Raw genomic sequence first — 17,409 nt, forward strand, 5'->3', positions numbered from 1 at the left:
TTTAAGTATTGCATAGGCAGCATTCAGCAAGAGAACGGACTGAGTAGCCTCTGCTGAAATCTCGTCGCAGCTAAACACTCAATTAGGCGAAGAAGTCATTCTGTTGAAGTAAGCGGCAACGACATCGAATGCACCGATTAAAGCAATGAGAGATAGGGTAGCGAAGGTAGCCAGGGAGAATACCGGAGATAAGGTCTCACCAGCAGGGAAGAATAGTTCTTCTAGCTGATCGGTCATTCCATGCCAAACAAAGAAAGCAACTAGGCTCCCACAAGTTGCTAGAGCGCCTGATGCGAGGTAGTAGAGCAGAAGCATCATCTTATTCTCTTTCTCTTCTTCTGCTTCCTCTGGGCCTTCTTTAGAGCTACTTTTGACCACATCTACTAGTCCGAATAAGATATAGCCTTCGTAGCTAAATGTCATCCAAAAAACGACATCGCTAAGCAGACTTTCCCAGCCAAGTCTAGAAAAGATAACGGCTAGAGGCAGAAGAAAGACAGCGTAGAGATAAAACCAGCGTGTTCCCGAAGTTAGGCGTAGATTTATCATTGGCTTGCAAAATTTTATTTAGTCAAGAGACAGAGTAGATTGTGGATTTCTGGAAATTATAGCGGTTCTTAAAGAGTGACCACATGACTATAGACCCAGTACATAACTCTTAATCACCAACGCTATCATATCTATTCGGAGTCTAAAAGAGCAGAATAAAGAGTATAGATATAGATAAAGGAGAGTCTTTCTATTTCAATAGGGCGCGATCGGCTGTTCATTGGTTTAGAGGAAAGCGATTGCTTGGCTCAGAGAGGTTTTCACGCCAAACGCCTGCCACTGTTTGACTCTGCGCTTAACTCCTCAATATCCTAATGTACGTCCTTTTCGGATGCCGCTCAAGGTGATAGTGCGATAGTATCGGGATAGCTGAGTACTTTTTGGATTGGGTGTGTGACATCTGCGTCCTATGTTGCTTGACAGATTGCTGAGATATCGCAAAAAACCGCCGCGAGATGAGATGCGAGTTAGGGTAGAGACTATCTTAGGAGGAAAGCCGCTACCCAATATATTTTGGCGGAATATTTTGACTAAGCTCAGAGATAAAGCTTCACGTACTCCCTTCCGGCCAGCCTTATATAAGGCATCACTGTCGCAATGTGCTCAGTTATTAGAGATGCAGCAGTTTGCGATATCGAGCGTTCATGCAGGCTTAGACAATGCTGTGAATCCCTCTGAGCTACTGACGTTTCTCCAACAAAGTGGTCTAGATGTTGAATTTAACATTCTACTAAAACATCCAGATTTTCCTGTGCAAACGCCTATGACGTTATGCACATCGTTTGCGGTCAGATACACTGTTGAAGATTTTCCAACTCAATTCGTTCAGAGATTTGGATATCATCTTGGCAGTGGTTTGATCGTCAGAAATATAAGCGGGGAAACGTTGATAGATAGCTCCTTTATTGTTAATTTGGGGTCTCCAAATTGGGGGAAACGTCGTTATCTTTTGCATATTAGCTCCCGATAGCGAGTAGCAGCGCAGGCTATACACACACTTTTTGTTAATTCTTCTGGGCATCCCCTTTAAGCACCTAAATACCGGAGATGTTTCTGACGCTAGATCGTCTTCTCATCTTTTCCTGCCCATTCTGCGTACTCGTTATAGGTGTAGTAGGATGTCTCATTCTTATAGGAGTAAAATAAAGCCTCGCCAGTTGGTCGGACTACTATACATCCTACCAGTCGCCCTTTTACGGAGGGTGTTGATTGTGGTTGACCTGTCTCTTCGCTATCCGTTGATGGGGAGCCTGCTTATCTGCTGGACAATCTTTTCTTGCTTTCAAATATTCTTGTCAATCTTGGTTAAGAACCTATAATTTTTACCCCCACCTGATACCGAGGTGGGGGTGTGCAGATCGTAATCATCAATTCATAGGGAATGAACTAAGCAGTTTGTAGGCAATGAGGGAGCATATATATAGACCTATTGTTAATGCAAACCCGCAAATAAGATTTAACTTTGTTTGTGTATAGGCTTCCCCCGAAAAAAGGGAGTCGTGGTGGAAATAGGCTTCAGCTACTTCAATAATTTTCTGAGCTATAGCTGTTTCAACTGTTTGATACAGTCTTGGAGGAATGCTTATCAATTCACTTCGAATATCTATCAGCACTTCATCTGAAACCGTTTTCGGCTTCTGGCTTATTTCTACAGAGACAGACGGAATCACGGGGACTCAGATTTTGGCTATGAAAGCAGCAGCCGCTTCGATGCGTGGCTCTACTTTCCTGCCAGAGCTTCATATGAACTGACCAGCAAGAAATCTGGGATCAAAGTGAGAAACGGCGCTCCCAACCAAATGGCCAACACAATTGCAAATGCGGAAAACCACCTTTGACTGTCATCGAGACCACCTGTCTCTTTATTACTTTTCAAAGAATTGATCTCTTCGACAGTCTCTAGCTCTTCGATAGCCGTGGTGATCGCGACTTGTGAGATACCCGTTTCTAGAGCAATTTCGGTAATGTCGTGTGAGCTAAATGACTCTACGTCAATATCCTTATCTAAGGTATTGTTCTCTTGTTCTTTATCAATCTCGATAGCCAGGGTTAGCGATCGCAAGAGTTGATTCCAATTGTACTTAGCCATGATTAATTTCCTAACCCGAGGGTAAGTACCCCAACTATCTTCCTCGAAGATAACACCTTTTTCTACCAGGGCGATCGCCACTATAGCTCCCATCTGCATCACTTTTGGTGACGGTGCCCTTATTATGTCAAAGGAAGCTAGCAAGCATGGTAGCGAAGTGCTGACACAGCAGGCGGTTCGGGGTAAAAACCACCCTTTGACTGTGCGTCGTCTTACTGTGACGTTCTGCAAGCATCGCTATAGCCGAAAGTTATGTATAGAGGGAGCTACAGCGTTCAATGAGTAAGTTATATGCAGTTAGGCCATTGCTAGCCACTGCAACTGAACGTCAAGCCTACACACTGCACTAACTTGTTAGCAAGCATGGACCTCAGCATAATGGAGGTATTCTATCATTGGCAACTTCTTGAAACAGAGCCATTTATGTCGTATGAGTTGGCGAGTAAGTTCGGTCGCCTAACAGTTCCCGCCTGAATACTCCAAGTTGCTTTGCCCACTCTTTTGAGATTTTGTAGAGAAGATGAGCAAGCTCTCTACAGCACTCAGGAGTTAAAAAAGCGTTATCCTCACCCAATTCAGTATTTATGTATTCCAGAATATTGCCATGACAAAGGTTATGGCGAACACGCACGACCTCTATATTAACTTTATTGGGTTTTTTGCTTTCTAGTTTTTCTAGAAAATTATCTTCCTCTGGGAAAGCTAGAGCCCCTACTGGCAGACCTGCTTCATGTGCAGATTTTACAAGTCTATTGCTTAGTGTTTGAGTAGCATCTAGTTCTTCAACTCTGCCAGGGTTCTTCACTTGATGCATCGTAACTCTCAGCGAAGCTTCAATACCGTTAAGGAAGCTTGTACATGCTGGTAAATAAAGCTCACTTTTCAGTGCTTGGACCGCCTGCGTAAAAAACCAATGGACTTCTGCTCCGAGACCTTGCTTGGCGAAGAACCTGCTCTCTTGAGGTTTTCCGCATCCCATCTCTATGAATTCTTGAATTCCTTCATCCATGCACTGACCTCAAAATGCATAACGGCCTCAAATTGAGCGGTGGTTAGAAAAAGCCTCTCGTCCGTGTGTTCCGTCCATCCGCTCCAACGCGTAGTTAGGTACGATGAGTAAGGCGACTTAAATTGATAATATTGTACCGCCTGCGCCGAGATTTTGAGTTATTGAATCCAGGCGTTAACAGTTTCTGCATGAGCGACATTAAGCGCCTCTTCAGCGGACTGCACCGCCTGTGTAACGGCGATCGCCATTGACGGTTCTATCAGGTAAAGGAAGAGGCTTTTGCCTCTGTTGTCTCGGCAAGGGTATTGGCTGAGTAACCAACGACTGAGTTGAGAAGTAGAAAGTATCTTTGTCGCCAGTCAGTTCAGCCATCCAACTTTCATCGAGGGTAGGTTCTTGGCCATACGCCTCAATCTCCTCGAAGACTTGTTCAGCGAAGCCACAGAATGCATCGGTATCGGCCTGAATGCGGCTGGCGGCGATTGCAAAGAGTACGAGATAGAAGTTATGCGGGTTATTTTTGTGAGAGAGTGCTATGAGTTGAGCACGAAACCGCTGAGCCTTGGCTTGTGCCTGCTGCCATTGCTGAGCATTGAGCCTAGTTGTGGTCTCAGCCATCTATCGTATTCTCCAGCCGACAGAGGGGACAAGCGGCAGCGGGTTGTCGGTCTTGAGTGATGGTAACGTCTTGGCCGAACTTAGCCTGAAGAATACCAATAACCGTTTGGATATGGCGTCTGAGCTGAGCTTGGGTAACTCCTATTAGATGAATAGGAGTTACCCTTTCTATCGGTTTCCCCGCATCCTCGAAGAGGGGCATGAAAGAGCGATCGCATGAACGAGCCATCGGTACGGTTCCGATAGAAGGTGATCAGCACCGCTGGGGCGATACGTGGTCATAGAGCGGGATATCAATGCTGTCAATCCGCTGACTGCGTTGGCGAGATCGCTTTATAGCCTTGTTGAGTGAATGCTTGGCATAGTAAGAACGCCTAGAGTGACAGGTTTGACCCAGCCAGCAAGCCTTAGCCTGTGCCCCCTCAACGGATTGAGCGGCGCAGACAGTGAGCGTTTTGGCAGCGTGGCATCGCTAAATGAGATAAGGGTAGTCTGAGTTTAGTCTGAGTATGCTCGTTGTAAAAAACATCGGTAGTGAGACTGCTAGTCAGCTAAGAATGTCTAATTGGAATACCTCTAGCAATTAACTAGCAATTAACTACCTTTTAGAAAGGACTAATTGACTTCAAACTACAAAACCATAAAACCAAAGGGTTTATAGCCCCCTGTAAGCCTGATCACAGTAGCACAATGATGACCAGAAAAACTAAAAGGCATCAAGCTGGAAAACCAGAAAGCCAGAAAACCATTTGCACAAAGCTTGGAGTAGCCAACTTACAAGCATAGTTTCCTATGACTGGCTGACTGTGGTTTGTCTTCACTCTTGCTACTGTCGCTGAAACGAAATGCAGAAAACCAGAAAACCAGACTCTTAGAGATCAACTTATCCAGTCGTGCGATTGTGTAGTACATTCATTGAAAGGTAAAACCAGAAAGCCATCTTTCTAAGTTTCCCCTTTTTCATATTTCTGGTTTTCTGCATTTCCATAATTTAGGTATCTCTAGTAATGAAGCGACCAATAAGTCCATACCCTATGTAGTGCCCTGTATGATGGCGCTGGCAAATAGAAGTCTGCATTTCCTTAAAACCATCTTTCCTTAAAACCAGAAAACCAAACAATCAACTATTATTAAGTAATAGCCCGTACTTCGTTGTATCAACCTTTTATCCGCACCTCTAGTCAGAATGTCATAAATCCAGAAAACCAGAAAATCAGAAAACCGTAGAAGTCGTCATCTATGCCTCCCTTCCCGTCCTGCTGTTGCTGGGATGGAATACAAGAAAACCAGAAAACCAGATTTTTGGAGATCAGCTCATTTATTTTGCATTTGTGAAGTATATTTAGAAGGTAAAACCAGAAAGCCATCTTTCCCTTTTCCCATATTTCTGGTTTTGTATCTTTCATGATGTAGCTATTTCTTTTTACTGTGCTTTTTTTGTTTGTTTGATAGCCCATTCCCCTCTGTAAGTAGAACCAGAATTCTAGAAATTTTCTATGAAACTCATCACAGTCACTAGCTATAAAGGCGGCGTGACCAAATCGACCACCGCCATCCACTTGGCGACCTATCTCAGTAATCAGGGCAAAGTACTGCTGATTGATGGCGACCCCAATAGAACGGCGATCGCATGGAGTGAAAGAGGTCAGTTACCCTTCGATGTTGTGGACGAGCGTAAAGCGATGAAAATTATCGCGAACTACGACTACGCTGTCATTGATACGCCTGCTCGCCCCGACTCATCAGATCTAAAAGAACTGGCTGAAGGATGCGACTTATTGATATTGCCAACCCTACCCGATGTCGTCTCACTTGAACCGATGATGCAGACCGCCAATGACTTAGGTGACGCGAACTACCGCACCCTCATTGCTATCGTACCGCCGAAGCCGAACCGAGACGGCGAAACGATGCGCACAGAGCTACAAGAAGCTGGTGTGCCAGTATTCAATACAATGATTCGTCGGAGTATTGGCTTTAGCAAAGCAGCTCTAGCCGGGAAGCCTGTTCGTGACCTCACGGGCGGCGATCGGATGGGTTGGATCGACTATGAAAAGCTGGGCGAAGAAGTAATGGAGCTATTGAAGTGAGTGAAAATCAAAACCAGAGTAAGTATGGAGCAATCCTTAATAAAGCTAGACAATCAACAGAGCCAGAACTCGAAGTAAAGCTGGAAAACCATAAGAAATCAAAACCAGAAAACCAGAAAAAAGTAAAGCAAGAAAGGATGGTGAACGTAGGTGCTAAAGTGCCTGAGTCTTACCGTAACCACTGGGCTGCTGAAGCCAAACGCAACCGTCGCTCGATGACTGATGTTATCATCTCGGCCTTGACAGACGCCTTTGGTTTACCGCCCGAGGAGTGACGCCCACTTCATCACACGCTAGAACTGAAGGAAATCAGAGCGCTAGAAAGCTAGCAAGCATGGTTGCGAAGTGGCTATACAGCAAGCGGTTCGAGGCCAAACCTACGCTTGTGCTGTGAATCGTCTTCTTGTGAAGTTCTGCAAGCATACCTATGGCTGAGAAGCCTATATAGTCGGCGCTACAGCCTGCTTCGAGTCAGTCATATGCAGTCGGGCCTTTGCTCTATTGAAACGAGAGTGTGGATAGCCTTGACAAAGGAGGCAGCACTAATCGACAAACCCATAGATCCGCTAATCGATTTTCTTGCTGTCATTCATTGGTTTTCGCTCGGTAGTGATCGTCACTATGCCTTCACCGACCAGAGCGATCGCTTGCTTTTTCCCTACTGCTTTCCTTCTCCAGTAAGAGCGCGGCTAGGGTCGTCGCTTCAACAGCCGTGATCCAAAAAAGACTTTCAGTACGTTCCAAGAGTAGAACGATCCTTAAATCCAAACGGTAAGGGCATCGTTAAACCTGACTATTCTCTTGTTGATTGAGGACATTTCAGGATATCTAAGGATATAGAAACGCATCCCAGTAGGATTCCTAAGTGAACAACTATGATGCCTGCGCATAAATCTAGAACGAGAATCAGTGCGCTACCGACAGATAGTGTTGCTAGACAAGCGGTGCGCAGCAGAAAGTTTAGGATGATTGCTTGTCGCCCAGACAGTCTTATCGCTTGTCGCGCCGCCCGAAAATCATCAGAGCTATAGAACAAAAACGAACCTCTAACAAAGCTTTGGTGAAGGTGTTCTGCGACAACAATGGCTGATTTTGAGAATAGGACAATCATATTCTTTCGGCTCGAAAGAAAAATAACTATATCGTATGATAATAAGACAATCTTCAAGCAAAGCCATACGTGTGGACTGTGCAAACCAAAACTACTCAGTGATGAGAAGGTTCACCTGCACCACGTTGACGGTAATCATAACAACTGGGAACTCAACAGCCTCCTAGTCGTCCATTGCAGCGTTCACCACTGTCTATTTGCGGTATCGCTTATATTAGTGACATCAATTTCTGGACAGAGTGCTCGCCTTATCTGCAGTCTATGTCGAGTGTGATGTCAGGCTTAGAGAAACAAGTATAGACAATCGAGTATAGGAATGAATACAAACAGCGATCGCCCCCCTTCACTCGTGGCGGTTGTCCGTCTGACAGCATCTGAACATATGTTTTGTCAGCTAATCAGGCGTCCAACTCACAGCAAACTCTTAGCCGCACAGGACAGCCTGGTAAGTCTCGGCTGAATAATCCGAACTGGAAGCCCTATCGCAATAGCCAAGAATTAGCGCTGAAGGTCTACGAGATGACGCACCCAGAACAACCTAGTGTTTACGACAATGGTGTGGGGCTATCCTAGTCGAATGGGGAGAAAGAAAAGCCCCAAGTTTAGAAACTGATTTTTCTGATTGATTAAAGTCATGCGATTCCCTTTCCCCTTCAGAAAACTATCAACGAAAGAGCACGAATACCGCAAGAAAATAATGCAACGTAAGCGCCTGTTAGCAAAGCGAAGCATTAACCTAGTAAGTTATATACCAACTCCACTTGTAGATTATGAGTTGGATCAAGTTGAGAAGTGGCTGTGTGAGTACCATGCTGAAATGCAGGCGGAGAAACTTCAAGAGCAGGTAGAGTTTGAGGCGGCACTTGCAGAGCTAGATGCTGAAATCCCCAGGCAGTAGATGCCAATACTGCTTTCCCCCAGAGCGATCGCTACCCCTTTATCTACCAGCGCGATCGCCCGAGCCTTGACTACTCCACTGGTGTCAATGGTGTCACTGGTGTCGATGATGTTTCAGGACAATCGAGTATAGGAAAGAATTCAAGCAGCGATCGCCAGCTCAATCGCTATACGAGAAGGTGATCGCGTGCGCCTGTCTCAAATTAAAGTAGATAATCATAAATGCGGATGCTTCTGTATTACGTCTGACGTATTATATGAGTGTAGATATTGAGGTGATTCAAGTGTTTGTTTATCGCCTAGAAAAAACCCGCAACGAGCTACCCACTCACTGGGCCTACAACGACGCATGGATTGCCGACGGGAGAGTCGGTGTTATCGATAATCGGACTGAGGGTTTCCAGGTTTGGGGCTCACTACCTGAAGTAGTTGAGGCGATCTTAGGATTGACTGACGTGGACGGAGACTACACGATTGACTCTGGCTACGAGTGGTTGCATGTGATTGAGGCTTCTGATATTGAAGATGGCGGCGGTGTCTGGTTCGCCGTGCATCCGAGAGATGTCGCGTCAGTGCGGGTGGTCCGAGTCCATGAATTGCTAGATGAGTGGAAGCCTCTAGCGCTAGAGGCTATTGAAGATGCTGAAGAAGACGACGAGGATTTAGAGGTTATCGACTGGTGTGAAGAACACCAGTCTGAGATGGCCGACTGGCTAGAAGCTCGGATCGAGAAGATTCAGCCAATATTTGTTGATACTCTGCCCAATCCCTACGAGGTGGAGGCGTGAAAATCACAACTCATCTGAAGACGGTCGCAGGGTTCAGTGCCTGCGGTCTAGGTAATCCGATTGGTTCGGACAGCACAATGGAGATCGAGCGCGTCACTTGCCGAAAATGTCTGCAGAGCCTCGCTGCCAAGGAGCGCGGATGTTGCCCTTCTGTTCGGCCAGGCCCAAAGCCTCATGGCGATTCTCCCAAGGCAAAAATCACGATACGGATTGACGCTGACCTATTAGAGCAACTGCAGAAAGAGGAAAATCGATCAGCCGTGGTTGAGCAGGCGTTGCTCGAATACTATAAGTTGAGAACGCTACCGAGGAGGATCTAACCAAGGCCATCCTCTGCAACACCGTTCTTCCTGACGGCATTAGCCTAGACCCTAACCGCGATTGCGAGAGATTGTAAGAGTATGACTGATAGTCCCGCTATGGAGTGCTGTCATCGTCTGTTGACTGTTTTTCTAGCATTGCGATCGCTATTGCCCCATCACGGCCTCTTATCTTCCAGTAGTCATTCGTGTCACTTAAATTGTCATAATAAAAAACGACACGAATAAATTCATCGAGGCGTGGGAAGGGTTCATAATTCAGGTTAGGTGCCGGTATAGTGAGAGCTGAATTGCTGGTCTGGTCAAAGTCAAAGATATCAGAGTCTAAGCCCGCTTCATCGAGGGGTTGTTGCTTCTGCCTTGGCCTCTGTTGTCTCGGCAGGGGTATTGGCTGATTAACCAACGTCTGAGTAGAGAAGTAGAAGGTATCTTTATCGCCAGTCAGTTCAGCAATCCAACTTTCATCGAAGGTAGGTTCTTGGCCATACGCCTCAAAGTAGCTGTGATAGCAAACATCTGCTCCCAGTCCATTACTGTGAGCGGTGTAAAACTGTCAGGGGCCTCAGCATAGCGTCTGAGTCTTCTCCTTCCCTCCCCGAGACCGCAAGCGCTGCGCTATTCGACAAAGCCTGCTGATTTATCTGCCTTGAAGGTTAGAATTGCAAAGACTTTAGGAGATTGCCTAGCTGTCCAATCCATAGCTGTCTAAGATGATGCCCGCGATAAAGGTAGCTTCTGTTTCTGCGGCTTCACGACTCAGCGCCAAGAAAGAATCGTCCTGAATCTCCAAAAACCGGTTGGCTATCTCCTTTGTTAGACCCTCAAAACCCAACACTTCAGCTTCTTTTTTCGAGAACTCTCTTGCAACTCGCCAGAAATTGTCTGTGTACATCACTGCGCCACAGCGTCCGAAGTCGCAGCTGAAGTCTGGATTGTCCGTATTATAAGCAGTCTGAGCTTCGTAAAGAAGAAAGAACTCGTAGTCTCCCATCTGATCAACTGGGCTGTTTCTTTCAAATACGTCCGATATATCCTGTACTGCACGGACGACGACTTCATCTCGGGTACTAAACTCCTGACGCATCTCTTCGGCGCTCTTCAAAGCGGTAGATTGATCGCAACCTAAGAGCGCAGTGCTGGCGAAAAGTGTTAAACCAAGGGCAATTAGTTTTAAGTTTTTCATTTTCAATAGTGTGGTTTTTTTGAACAAAATTGACGTATTCCTTTAGTAATCTTGCAGAAATTCGTACAGATAGGCCCGTGTATAGAGTTCCCGAAGGAACCGCCGTAGCGTGCGATCTGCGACATCATTAACGCCTATCATCGCTTGGACTTACCTTAATGCTGGGGAACAGGAGAGAAGGCGGCTGCCGATGGAGTCAATGGAGCGATCGCCCCCTCACCTGTAGTTCACCCGAGCGTGATCGCCGCTGGCAGCATGAAAGCAGTAAGACTAGGACTGAGCCTGAAGTCTAGGGTGTTGCCTGCTGCCTGTGCTTTTCTATCAGCGCGATCGCTTCTACTACTGCTGCCCGTTACAACGTAGCCTCAAGTCACTCAACGCACCCTAAAGCCCTAGCAAGGAAGAAATGATTAGCTAGGGCGCTATGCCAAGCGACAACGCTGACTGAGCAGTAAGCTGCCCAATAATTTGGCACGGCACTCGACATTCTGCTTGTGCCAAATTATTTGGCATTGTATAGGAGCAATTGTATATGCCATCACCTCAAAGCACCTGTAGCCGCGTGAGTGGTTAGTTAATGAGAGAGGTTCAAAGGTGCGCCCAACAGTTGACTAAATCTCTCTCTATTCGATAGCAGTGAGTGTAGATAGTTTTCTGTATTGAGGGAGTGCCGCTATTCTGAAGCGGTATTGTTGGTCGGTGCAAGTGCTCCCTTGCGGGCGCTATCCCATAGTGCGATCACTACCCCTCCATCTTCCAAAGCGATTGCCCCGATTCAAAGCAATTTTCTCTACCAGCGACTGCCGTGAGCGATAGGATGAGGCAACCCCAGCATCTAGCTGCTTGCGAACAGCAGGCATGAGCGCCCCGGTTCCGATTCTATGGCGCTGAGATTGGTCGTGCTGCTTGCGAGGATGATGCTAGTGAGTGTCTTCTCTATAAACAGTCAGCTATCGGTAGCTGCTTTCCCATAGAGCGATCGCTAGACATTTATCTTCCAGAGCGATCACATGATTAGCTCCTAATCCCCAACGCTACTATATCCATTTTGAGTATAGAACAGTTACAGAATGATGAGTGTAGATATAGATAGTTAATGACAGTGAAGCAGCAGAGCGATCTCTACTTTCAAAGTGATCGCTTTCCAACGCAGTCACTTTTCTCCCCGTGTGATCGCTTTTGCTACCAATCATCTGTTTCCGTTTGTTCGGCCTTAGCCCAGAAAATGCCTGACACTTTCTTCCCAGGAAATTGTTCTAGCAGCTTGTTGCGTGCAGCCGAGAAGGTAGCACCGCTCGTGAGTACATCATCGAGCAGGCAAAAGATCTCGTCTTCGTTGCAGCTAGAGAAGATCGCTTTATTAATGCCGATACTACTGTAGACCTCTCGCACTGTCCTCGGTGCGCTACCAGAGTGCAAGCTTTCTCTATTTACGACGCATTCCAGTACAGGCCAGCATCTGACAGTCGATAGATTGGTTGCTACCGCCATTGCCACTTGTAATACTCTGTCGTCGTAGTCAGGATGACTAGATGTTTTAGAAGGCGGCATTGGAATGAGTGCTATAGAGCGGTCTTTGGGAATATTGGCCTTCAACAGAGCCGTTAGCTCATCCGCAAACTTTTGGATAGCTACTCGCTTCCAATGCAATCTTTGAGTCTCGCTAGGCTTAATCTTGAGATTGCTGATTTGTTGGTTGGTATCAGAGAATTGGTATCCTTGCCCGACTGTGTAAATGCGTCCGTATATAAGATTTAGGTCTTTGTGTTCAGGGCAACTGGCGAGCCAAACAGAATCATCAGTCCGTCGCCATCTTGCATCACCGGTCATATCTATCGAAGCTGCTCTAGTACTTCAGAGCCGTCCTCAATCTTGATAGCCCCTCGCTTGAGAAATCTTTCTGGCCACTCCAACCCTCTATCAAAACAGGACTTTAATATGAAGAGCTTTCTGCCTTGCTGTAGTGCTGCTCTAGCCTGAATTAGAGTGCCGCTCGTCTCGGAAGCTTCAACGATGATAGTGGCCTGACTCAGTGCCGACATGGTCTTATTGCGCTCTGGGAAAAAGCCTCGATTACGGCGATAATCTTGCATTGAATACTGGTAGAAGGGCACCTGAGTAACCAGTAGAAACTCTTTTGAAATTTTTCTCTGAAGCTCAGCATTTTCTTTTGGGTAAACCTCATTCAGCGCTGTGCCGATAACAGAGATAGTTCTGCCGCCTGCCTCAATGGCTGCTCGATGCGCTTCAGTGTCAATGCCAGTCGCTAACCCCGACATCACAGTAAAGTCGCTTGCTACTAGCAAACGAGCAATCTTCCTTGCACGCCTGCGGCCCTCGTCTGTAGGCTTCCTGCTACCAACAACGGAAACAGCTTTAGAGGAAAGCAGATCTAAATTGCCCTGATAGTAGAGAACTTCTATTGGATTTTTCGCATCCCTAAGCGTTGTTGGATACTCGAAGTCTCCATAAAATAGAGCAGAAAAGCTTCTGAAAGGAAGAAGGTCAGCTATTTTGCACTTAACCGCCTTGATTATTCCAGGCGATGCATTTTGCTCTCGTGCTATGACAGAGGGCAACTCATGGTTAAACGAAGCAAAGAGCTTGGCTAGCTTAGGCACACTAGGGTACTGAGTCCAAAGGTATTCATAGGCAGCAATCTCTAGCACAGGACTGATGAGGTTTGGCCAAGATGATTGATATTCTGCAAACATTAGGATGATCTACCTCTGCCCCACAATAATAGTACAACTGTACTTAGCTATCTTAATTGTACTGGATATCGATTAGATGTGAAAATACACAAGCCCGAATCTCTTGTCCTTTACAGTTGGTATTTATAAGCTTAGTGGGTGATCGCACGAGCCTATATAGCGTCATCTAGCCATCCGCATCGGCAATCCCAATGCACTCTTGGTGGACTGGTTTGCTGCATGAGTCTTTTGCAGGTAGGACACCGACCTGTAAAGGCGGGGTGCCAGTCTTGAATAGCTAGCGTTTGCTCTAGAAGATGTCGAGTGATGGGCGCTGGGACAATCTCACGATTGAAGAAGGAATTCTGTCGGGGGGTATCAGCCATTCTCGCACTAGCTTGTGTCGTATGATTAAAGAATGCCCAATTGGGCGGTTACTCAGTATTGTCACCATTCAATGTCAATTATTTTAGAGCGGTTCTTGCCTGCTGATGAGTAGGTTCTCGAGAGCGCGATCGCCCTATCCGATCCTTCTTTCTGGATCGCTGAGATGCTGGCTTTGGCGTAGTGGAGAGTTCATTCGTGTTACTCAAATTACTTTAATAAAAAGCGACACGAATGAATTCGTCGAGGCGTGGGAGTGCGTCATTCAGTTTAGGTGTAAGTACCTTAACATACCTATTACGAGTATAAAACAGTCATAGAATTATGAGTATACATTGAGTATAGATATAGATAGTGGATGATAGAGAAGCAGCGCGATCGCCACCTTCTCTAACTGCTTACCGTCGCTGTTTTCTAAAGTCCCAAGGCATGATGGGATTGGGATTAGACCAGAAGGCTAGACGATTCTGCTGGGCGATCGCCTCAGCCTCTAGATAGGCAGGCCCTAAAGTAGCGAAGCTGTGAACAGGGGCAATCCGTTGACTGTGGTCTCCGGTCACTTTAGCTTCGTAAAGTCTGACAGGTCCATTGCCCCTAGTTCATAGTGTTGCATGAATAGATATGAGGGTTATAGCTCTATTTACCTCAAATCGCTCGTCTCAGATTATGGAGTGCGATCAAATAGCTCAAAAGTCAAAGTATGACTATCTTTGTATAAACCACCGGGCGGGAATGGGACGAGTGCCCAAAGTGCATTTGGATTTAGTATATTCAGTCCGCTGAAAGTTGTGGTACTAGGTAATACGACTAGGCTCGCTTCTGGAAGCGACTCTTGTTTCTTAAGATCCCAAGCAGAATTTTTAACCTCTAGATAAGAGAGGGTGTATCCATAGTTTTGACTGTTATTTGTAACCTTTCCAACAAAGGGAAATCCAGTGGTATTCATCACATTGTTAGAACTGTCGTCAAGTACGAAGAAAACCTGGCCGCTGTTATTAAATCCATTAAACTGAGTTCTTCTAGAAAAGTTGAGAGCAACGGTTTTGCTTAGTGGCTGTGGTGGTGATGGGTCTGGCTGACGCTTGATCTGAAAGGGCAGGAATAAGCTACGCTCCGGCTTAGGACCTGTCTCTATACTGATCTCATACTGTCCTGGAGAAAGCTGTGGTACTGTGACCGATGCTATCTCTGTCTTTTTCACGCTGGCCGTTACATCGATGCGAGCCTTTTCAACCCCCATTTCATAAAACAACAGCGTTGTTTGTGGAGGTGTATTGAAGAAGTCGCCGAGTAAGGTGATTGTGCTACCGCCAAAAGTACTGGTTGGTTTAACTTCCCGCAGAATTGGCGTACGCTGCTTTATCTCAAGTTCAATTTGCGCCGTCTGAGACATCTGGCGAAAGGATGTAAGATCGATAGCAGCGGCATCTAAATACAGGCTGCCGAGTCCGATAGGTATCCAGTTGGATCTCATTAGCAAATCTGTTGGGACTGGAGACTGTTTCTGATAGTTGTACGTTACGAGGCTATTGCTTAGAACTCGCACCAGACCATTCCAAGAGACCACTACTGCCCTCAGTCCTGATTGATCCTCAGCTTTTAGTACAGCATCGAATTGCTCGTTAAACCAGGCATTCATCTGAATCGGCTGACGATCTTTGTCAGTGATGGTGGCTCTTGCGCCATCACTAGTGGTCACGGTAAGTGATAGCTGCGGACTTTGTTGGTCCCGCTCGCCAGGTGCTAGTCTATGAAGCCACAGCTCCTTGCTTTCTGTCCGGTTGCCGCAGATCCCTTCGATACGCACCTCATAGCGTCCAAGTGGTAGCTCTTCCTCAATGAGGACATAGCCAGCGAAGCAACTCTCTCCAGCAGGATAGAGTTTTACCCTAGATGTGACCGGCGTTTCATTCACTAACACAGTGGCGGCGGGAACGATTTGACCTGCTTCATCGCAGCAGGACTTCACTTTGACGAACAGGTGTGAGCTAGTTGCGAAATCAATGCCGTAGCGTCGGTCACCATCGGGGTTAACATAACTAATCGCGCTATCCACAGTGATCGATACGTTGCTATCAGCTATGACTTCAACTTCATTCGACAGTTCAACTTTGCCTGGTACTAAATAAGTGAAGGCTTTAAGCTTCTGACCAGATCGGACAAGCACTGTAGGATCGATGGCAAGTGTAACAGTGGGAGCATAGGCGACAGCCAACGCAACGGGCCTACCATCAAGAAGAAGGCCAACGCGAGCTCCAGGCAGGCAATTGTAGAGTGTGAAAATTGTATTGCCTGGGCAGAACGGACGGGCAATTACTGGCTTGGTCAATTGGCCTAGATCGGGATCACCTTCCTTGACAACAACCGGGGCCGATGGGCTACCAGATTGGCAAAGGCGATGCTCAAAAGTAAACTGGTCTTTAGTTCTGATGGGCTTATTGAGCAAGTACCAGGAAGACTCCCATATATTTGAATAGAACTCCTCATTCCCTGTATTGAGGTTGGAGAGTTTACCACCCGTACCTACGAGAACCTGCTCAACTTTAATTCGGTCGTTGTCGATGACGATGGAACTCTTTGGTATCGTGGCGACTGGAAGAGGGTTAGGCGCGAGCTGAACAGCTTGAGTTTTTGAAATAGCTTCGAGTGTTCCAGTGCTGGTTTCCTCACAAAGAGTGACAATTATTCGGACTAGATCGCCCTGCGATAAGGCTTGGGATGTTCTAATGGCCTGCCGTTTGTCTTTAACCCTTTGTACACGGCCAGGGGAACCATTCACCTCGCATCGTACCCTAGCGCCGACGAACAGGTTCTCTGCAACGACGAATCTAGCGCATTCATAGGGATAATCAACGATGCGAGGTGCTGGTAAGCTGCGAGGGTGGGGCACCACTATAGCAGTCTTGCTCCAATTGCTTTTATCCCCATCGAACTCCTGTCTAGCCCGTACCTGAGCGCCTTCATCCAATGCAGAAACCTCGATAGCGAGAATACCATCAAGTGCTTTGGTCTCTATCTTATCTCCATCAATTTCCAGAATGACGTTTGCACCAGTTATGAGCCCTGTTAGGATAACGACTTCGGCACAAGCAAATAGGAGTTGCTGAATGACTGGTGGTGGTATTGTTTCCGGTCTAAATTCTAGATCCCATTCAAGGGATTTTGCGTTGTCTTGTCCTTCTCTTTCAATACCTTCAGTGCGAAAATTGACTGCCGTTATGGGCTCGTTATAGCCTTCAAACTGATTCTCGCTCGACTTGTTCTCAAGATTGAGTGTATGCATATGGCCATTTTGTGTATCTAATTGCGGCGTTGTTACATAAATAGTGGTTACGAATATGGGAGGTAAGGCTCAAGTCCCACCAAAACACTATGTGTTCTGAACTGCCACATCTTATCTATCAGCCTTCTAACTCAGTTTTCTGCATAAGTAACTAAAACAGTGACGCACCAGAGAACGATGGATAGATAGGCAGTGCGTGACCGCGCTTTGCAAGCAAAACGCTTTTCCTGAAGGTATTCCCGTATGGTTTTCTCTACTTTCTACCTGCCCTGTCTCAGGGTAAACGCTCTATGCGAAACCCGTCTTCCTGATGGCATTGGCTTAGATCCTGACCGTGACTGCGAGGGATGACGAGAGCAAAGCAAACGATAGACTCGCCTTCGAGTGCTGTCATC

General features: G+C 46.5%; 21 protein-coding genes. 8 read left to right on the forward strand and 13 right to left on the reverse strand.

Features of this window, described 5'->3' with window-relative positions:
- Positions 1–78: 78 nt before the first annotated feature.
- The 5 genes from S7335_RS24905 to S7335_RS24935 all read right to left on the reverse strand — a co-directional run bounded on the left by S7335_RS24905 (position 79) and on the right by S7335_RS24935 (position 4,494).
- Positions 79–549 (reverse strand): hypothetical protein, encoded by a 471-nt coding sequence (locus tag S7335_RS24905; protein WP_006458762.1) that lies wholly within the window; start codon positions 547–549, stop codon positions 79–81.
- 1,720 nt (positions 550–2,269) lie between these two features.
- Positions 2,270–2,731, reverse strand: a complete 462-nt coding sequence (locus tag S7335_RS24920; RefSeq protein WP_157620766.1) for a hypothetical protein — start codon at positions 2,729–2,731, stop codon at positions 2,270–2,272.
- A 328-nt stretch (positions 2,732–3,059) separates the two neighbouring features.
- Positions 3,060–3,647 (reverse strand): hypothetical protein, encoded by a 588-nt coding sequence (locus S7335_RS24925; RefSeq protein ID WP_006458722.1) that lies wholly within the window; start codon positions 3,645–3,647, stop codon positions 3,060–3,062.
- Positions 3,648–3,857: 210 nt separating this feature from the next.
- Positions 3,858–4,265: a hypothetical protein gene (locus S7335_RS24930; RefSeq protein ID WP_006458856.1), complete on the reverse strand. Its 408-nt coding sequence runs from the start codon at positions 4,263–4,265 to the stop codon at positions 3,858–3,860.
- Positions 4,258–4,494 (reverse strand): hypothetical protein, encoded by a 237-nt coding sequence (locus S7335_RS24935; RefSeq protein WP_006458745.1) that lies wholly within the window; start codon positions 4,492–4,494, stop codon positions 4,258–4,260. The genes S7335_RS24930 and S7335_RS24935 overlap by 8 nt, the downstream gene beginning before the upstream one ends.
- A 1,267-nt stretch (positions 4,495–5,761) precedes the next feature.
- On the opposite strand from S7335_RS24935, the gene S7335_RS24945 reads away from it, so the two are divergent.
- The 8 genes from S7335_RS24945 to S7335_RS24980 all read left to right on the forward strand — a co-directional run bounded on the left by S7335_RS24945 (position 5,762) and on the right by S7335_RS24980 (position 9,471).
- Positions 5,762–6,355: a ParA family protein gene (locus tag S7335_RS24945; RefSeq protein ID WP_006458820.1), complete on the forward strand. Its 594-nt coding sequence runs from the start codon at positions 5,762–5,764 to the stop codon at positions 6,353–6,355.
- Positions 6,352–6,630, forward strand: a complete 279-nt coding sequence (locus S7335_RS24950) for a hypothetical protein (protein ID WP_006458822.1) — start codon at positions 6,352–6,354, stop codon at positions 6,628–6,630. Before S7335_RS24945 ends, S7335_RS24950 begins: the two co-directional genes overlap by 4 nt.
- A gap of 204 nt (positions 6,631–6,834) precedes the next feature.
- Positions 6,835–7,071 (forward strand): hypothetical protein, encoded by a 237-nt coding sequence (locus S7335_RS24955; protein WP_038020203.1) that lies wholly within the window; start codon positions 6,835–6,837, stop codon positions 7,069–7,071.
- A gap of 782 nt (positions 7,072–7,853) precedes the next feature.
- Entirely contained in the window at positions 7,854–8,039 is a 186-nt protein-coding gene (locus tag S7335_RS24965) for a hypothetical protein (RefSeq protein WP_006458790.1), read from the forward strand.
- A gap of 202 nt (positions 8,040–8,241) precedes the next feature.
- Positions 8,242–8,364 (forward strand): hypothetical protein, encoded by a 123-nt coding sequence (locus S7335_RS29355; protein ID WP_006458737.1) that lies wholly within the window; start codon positions 8,242–8,244, stop codon positions 8,362–8,364.
- Positions 8,365–8,496, forward strand: a complete 132-nt coding sequence (locus S7335_RS29360) for a hypothetical protein (protein ID WP_255346498.1) — start codon at positions 8,365–8,367, stop codon at positions 8,494–8,496. It abuts the gene before it with no gap.
- A 124-nt stretch (positions 8,497–8,620) separates the two neighbouring features.
- Positions 8,621–9,151, forward strand: coding sequence for a hypothetical protein (locus S7335_RS24975; protein WP_006458869.1), 531 nt, complete (start codon positions 8,621–8,623; stop codon positions 9,149–9,151).
- Positions 9,148–9,471, forward strand: a complete 324-nt coding sequence (locus S7335_RS24980; RefSeq protein WP_006458731.1) for a hypothetical protein — start codon at positions 9,148–9,150, stop codon at positions 9,469–9,471. Before S7335_RS24975 ends, S7335_RS24980 begins: the two co-directional genes overlap by 4 nt.
- A 97-nt stretch (positions 9,472–9,568) precedes the next feature.
- Here S7335_RS24980 and S7335_RS24985 read toward each other — a convergent pair whose 3' ends face one another.
- From S7335_RS24985 to S7335_RS25005, 8 genes are all read right to left on the reverse strand, one after another.
- Complete coding sequence (locus S7335_RS24985; RefSeq protein WP_006458765.1) at positions 9,569–9,874, reverse strand: hypothetical protein; 306 nt, start codon at positions 9,872–9,874, stop codon at positions 9,569–9,571.
- A 279-nt stretch (positions 9,875–10,153) separates the two neighbouring features.
- Positions 10,154–10,654, reverse strand: coding sequence for a hypothetical protein (locus S7335_RS24990; RefSeq protein WP_038020195.1), 501 nt, complete (start codon positions 10,652–10,654; stop codon positions 10,154–10,156).
- Positions 10,655–11,376: 722 nt separating this feature from the next.
- A complete protein-coding gene (locus S7335_RS28265) occupies positions 11,377–11,514 on the reverse strand; it encodes a hypothetical protein (RefSeq protein ID WP_006458808.1) in 138 nt (45 codons plus the stop codon).
- A gap of 322 nt (positions 11,515–11,836) precedes the next feature.
- A complete protein-coding gene (locus tag S7335_RS24995; RefSeq protein ID WP_006458757.1) occupies positions 11,837–12,484 on the reverse strand; it encodes a hypothetical protein in 648 nt (215 codons plus the stop codon).
- A gap of 2 nt (positions 12,485–12,486) precedes the next feature.
- The gene (locus tag S7335_RS25000) at positions 12,487–13,368 is read right to left on the reverse strand and encodes a DNA-processing protein DprA (RefSeq protein ID WP_006458764.1); all 882 of its coding nucleotides are present in this window, start codon (positions 13,366–13,368) and stop codon (positions 12,487–12,489) included.
- 152 nt (positions 13,369–13,520) lie between these two features.
- Positions 13,521–13,733, reverse strand: coding sequence for a hypothetical protein (locus S7335_RS27175; protein ID WP_006458708.1), 213 nt, complete (start codon positions 13,731–13,733; stop codon positions 13,521–13,523).
- A 396-nt stretch (positions 13,734–14,129) separates the two neighbouring features.
- Complete coding sequence (locus S7335_RS28270) at positions 14,130–14,291, reverse strand: hypothetical protein (RefSeq protein ID WP_006458763.1); 162 nt, start codon at positions 14,289–14,291, stop codon at positions 14,130–14,132.
- 104 nt (positions 14,292–14,395) lie between these two features.
- The gene (locus tag S7335_RS25005; RefSeq protein ID WP_006458727.1) at positions 14,396–17,014 is read right to left on the reverse strand and encodes an IPT/TIG domain-containing protein; all 2,619 of its coding nucleotides are present in this window, start codon (positions 17,012–17,014) and stop codon (positions 14,396–14,398) included.
- Positions 17,015–17,409 lie beyond the last annotated feature (395 nt).

Source organism: Synechococcus sp. PCC 7335 (assembly GCF_000155595.1).
GTDB lineage: Bacteria > Cyanobacteriota > Cyanobacteriia > Phormidesmidales > Phormidesmidaceae > Phormidesmis.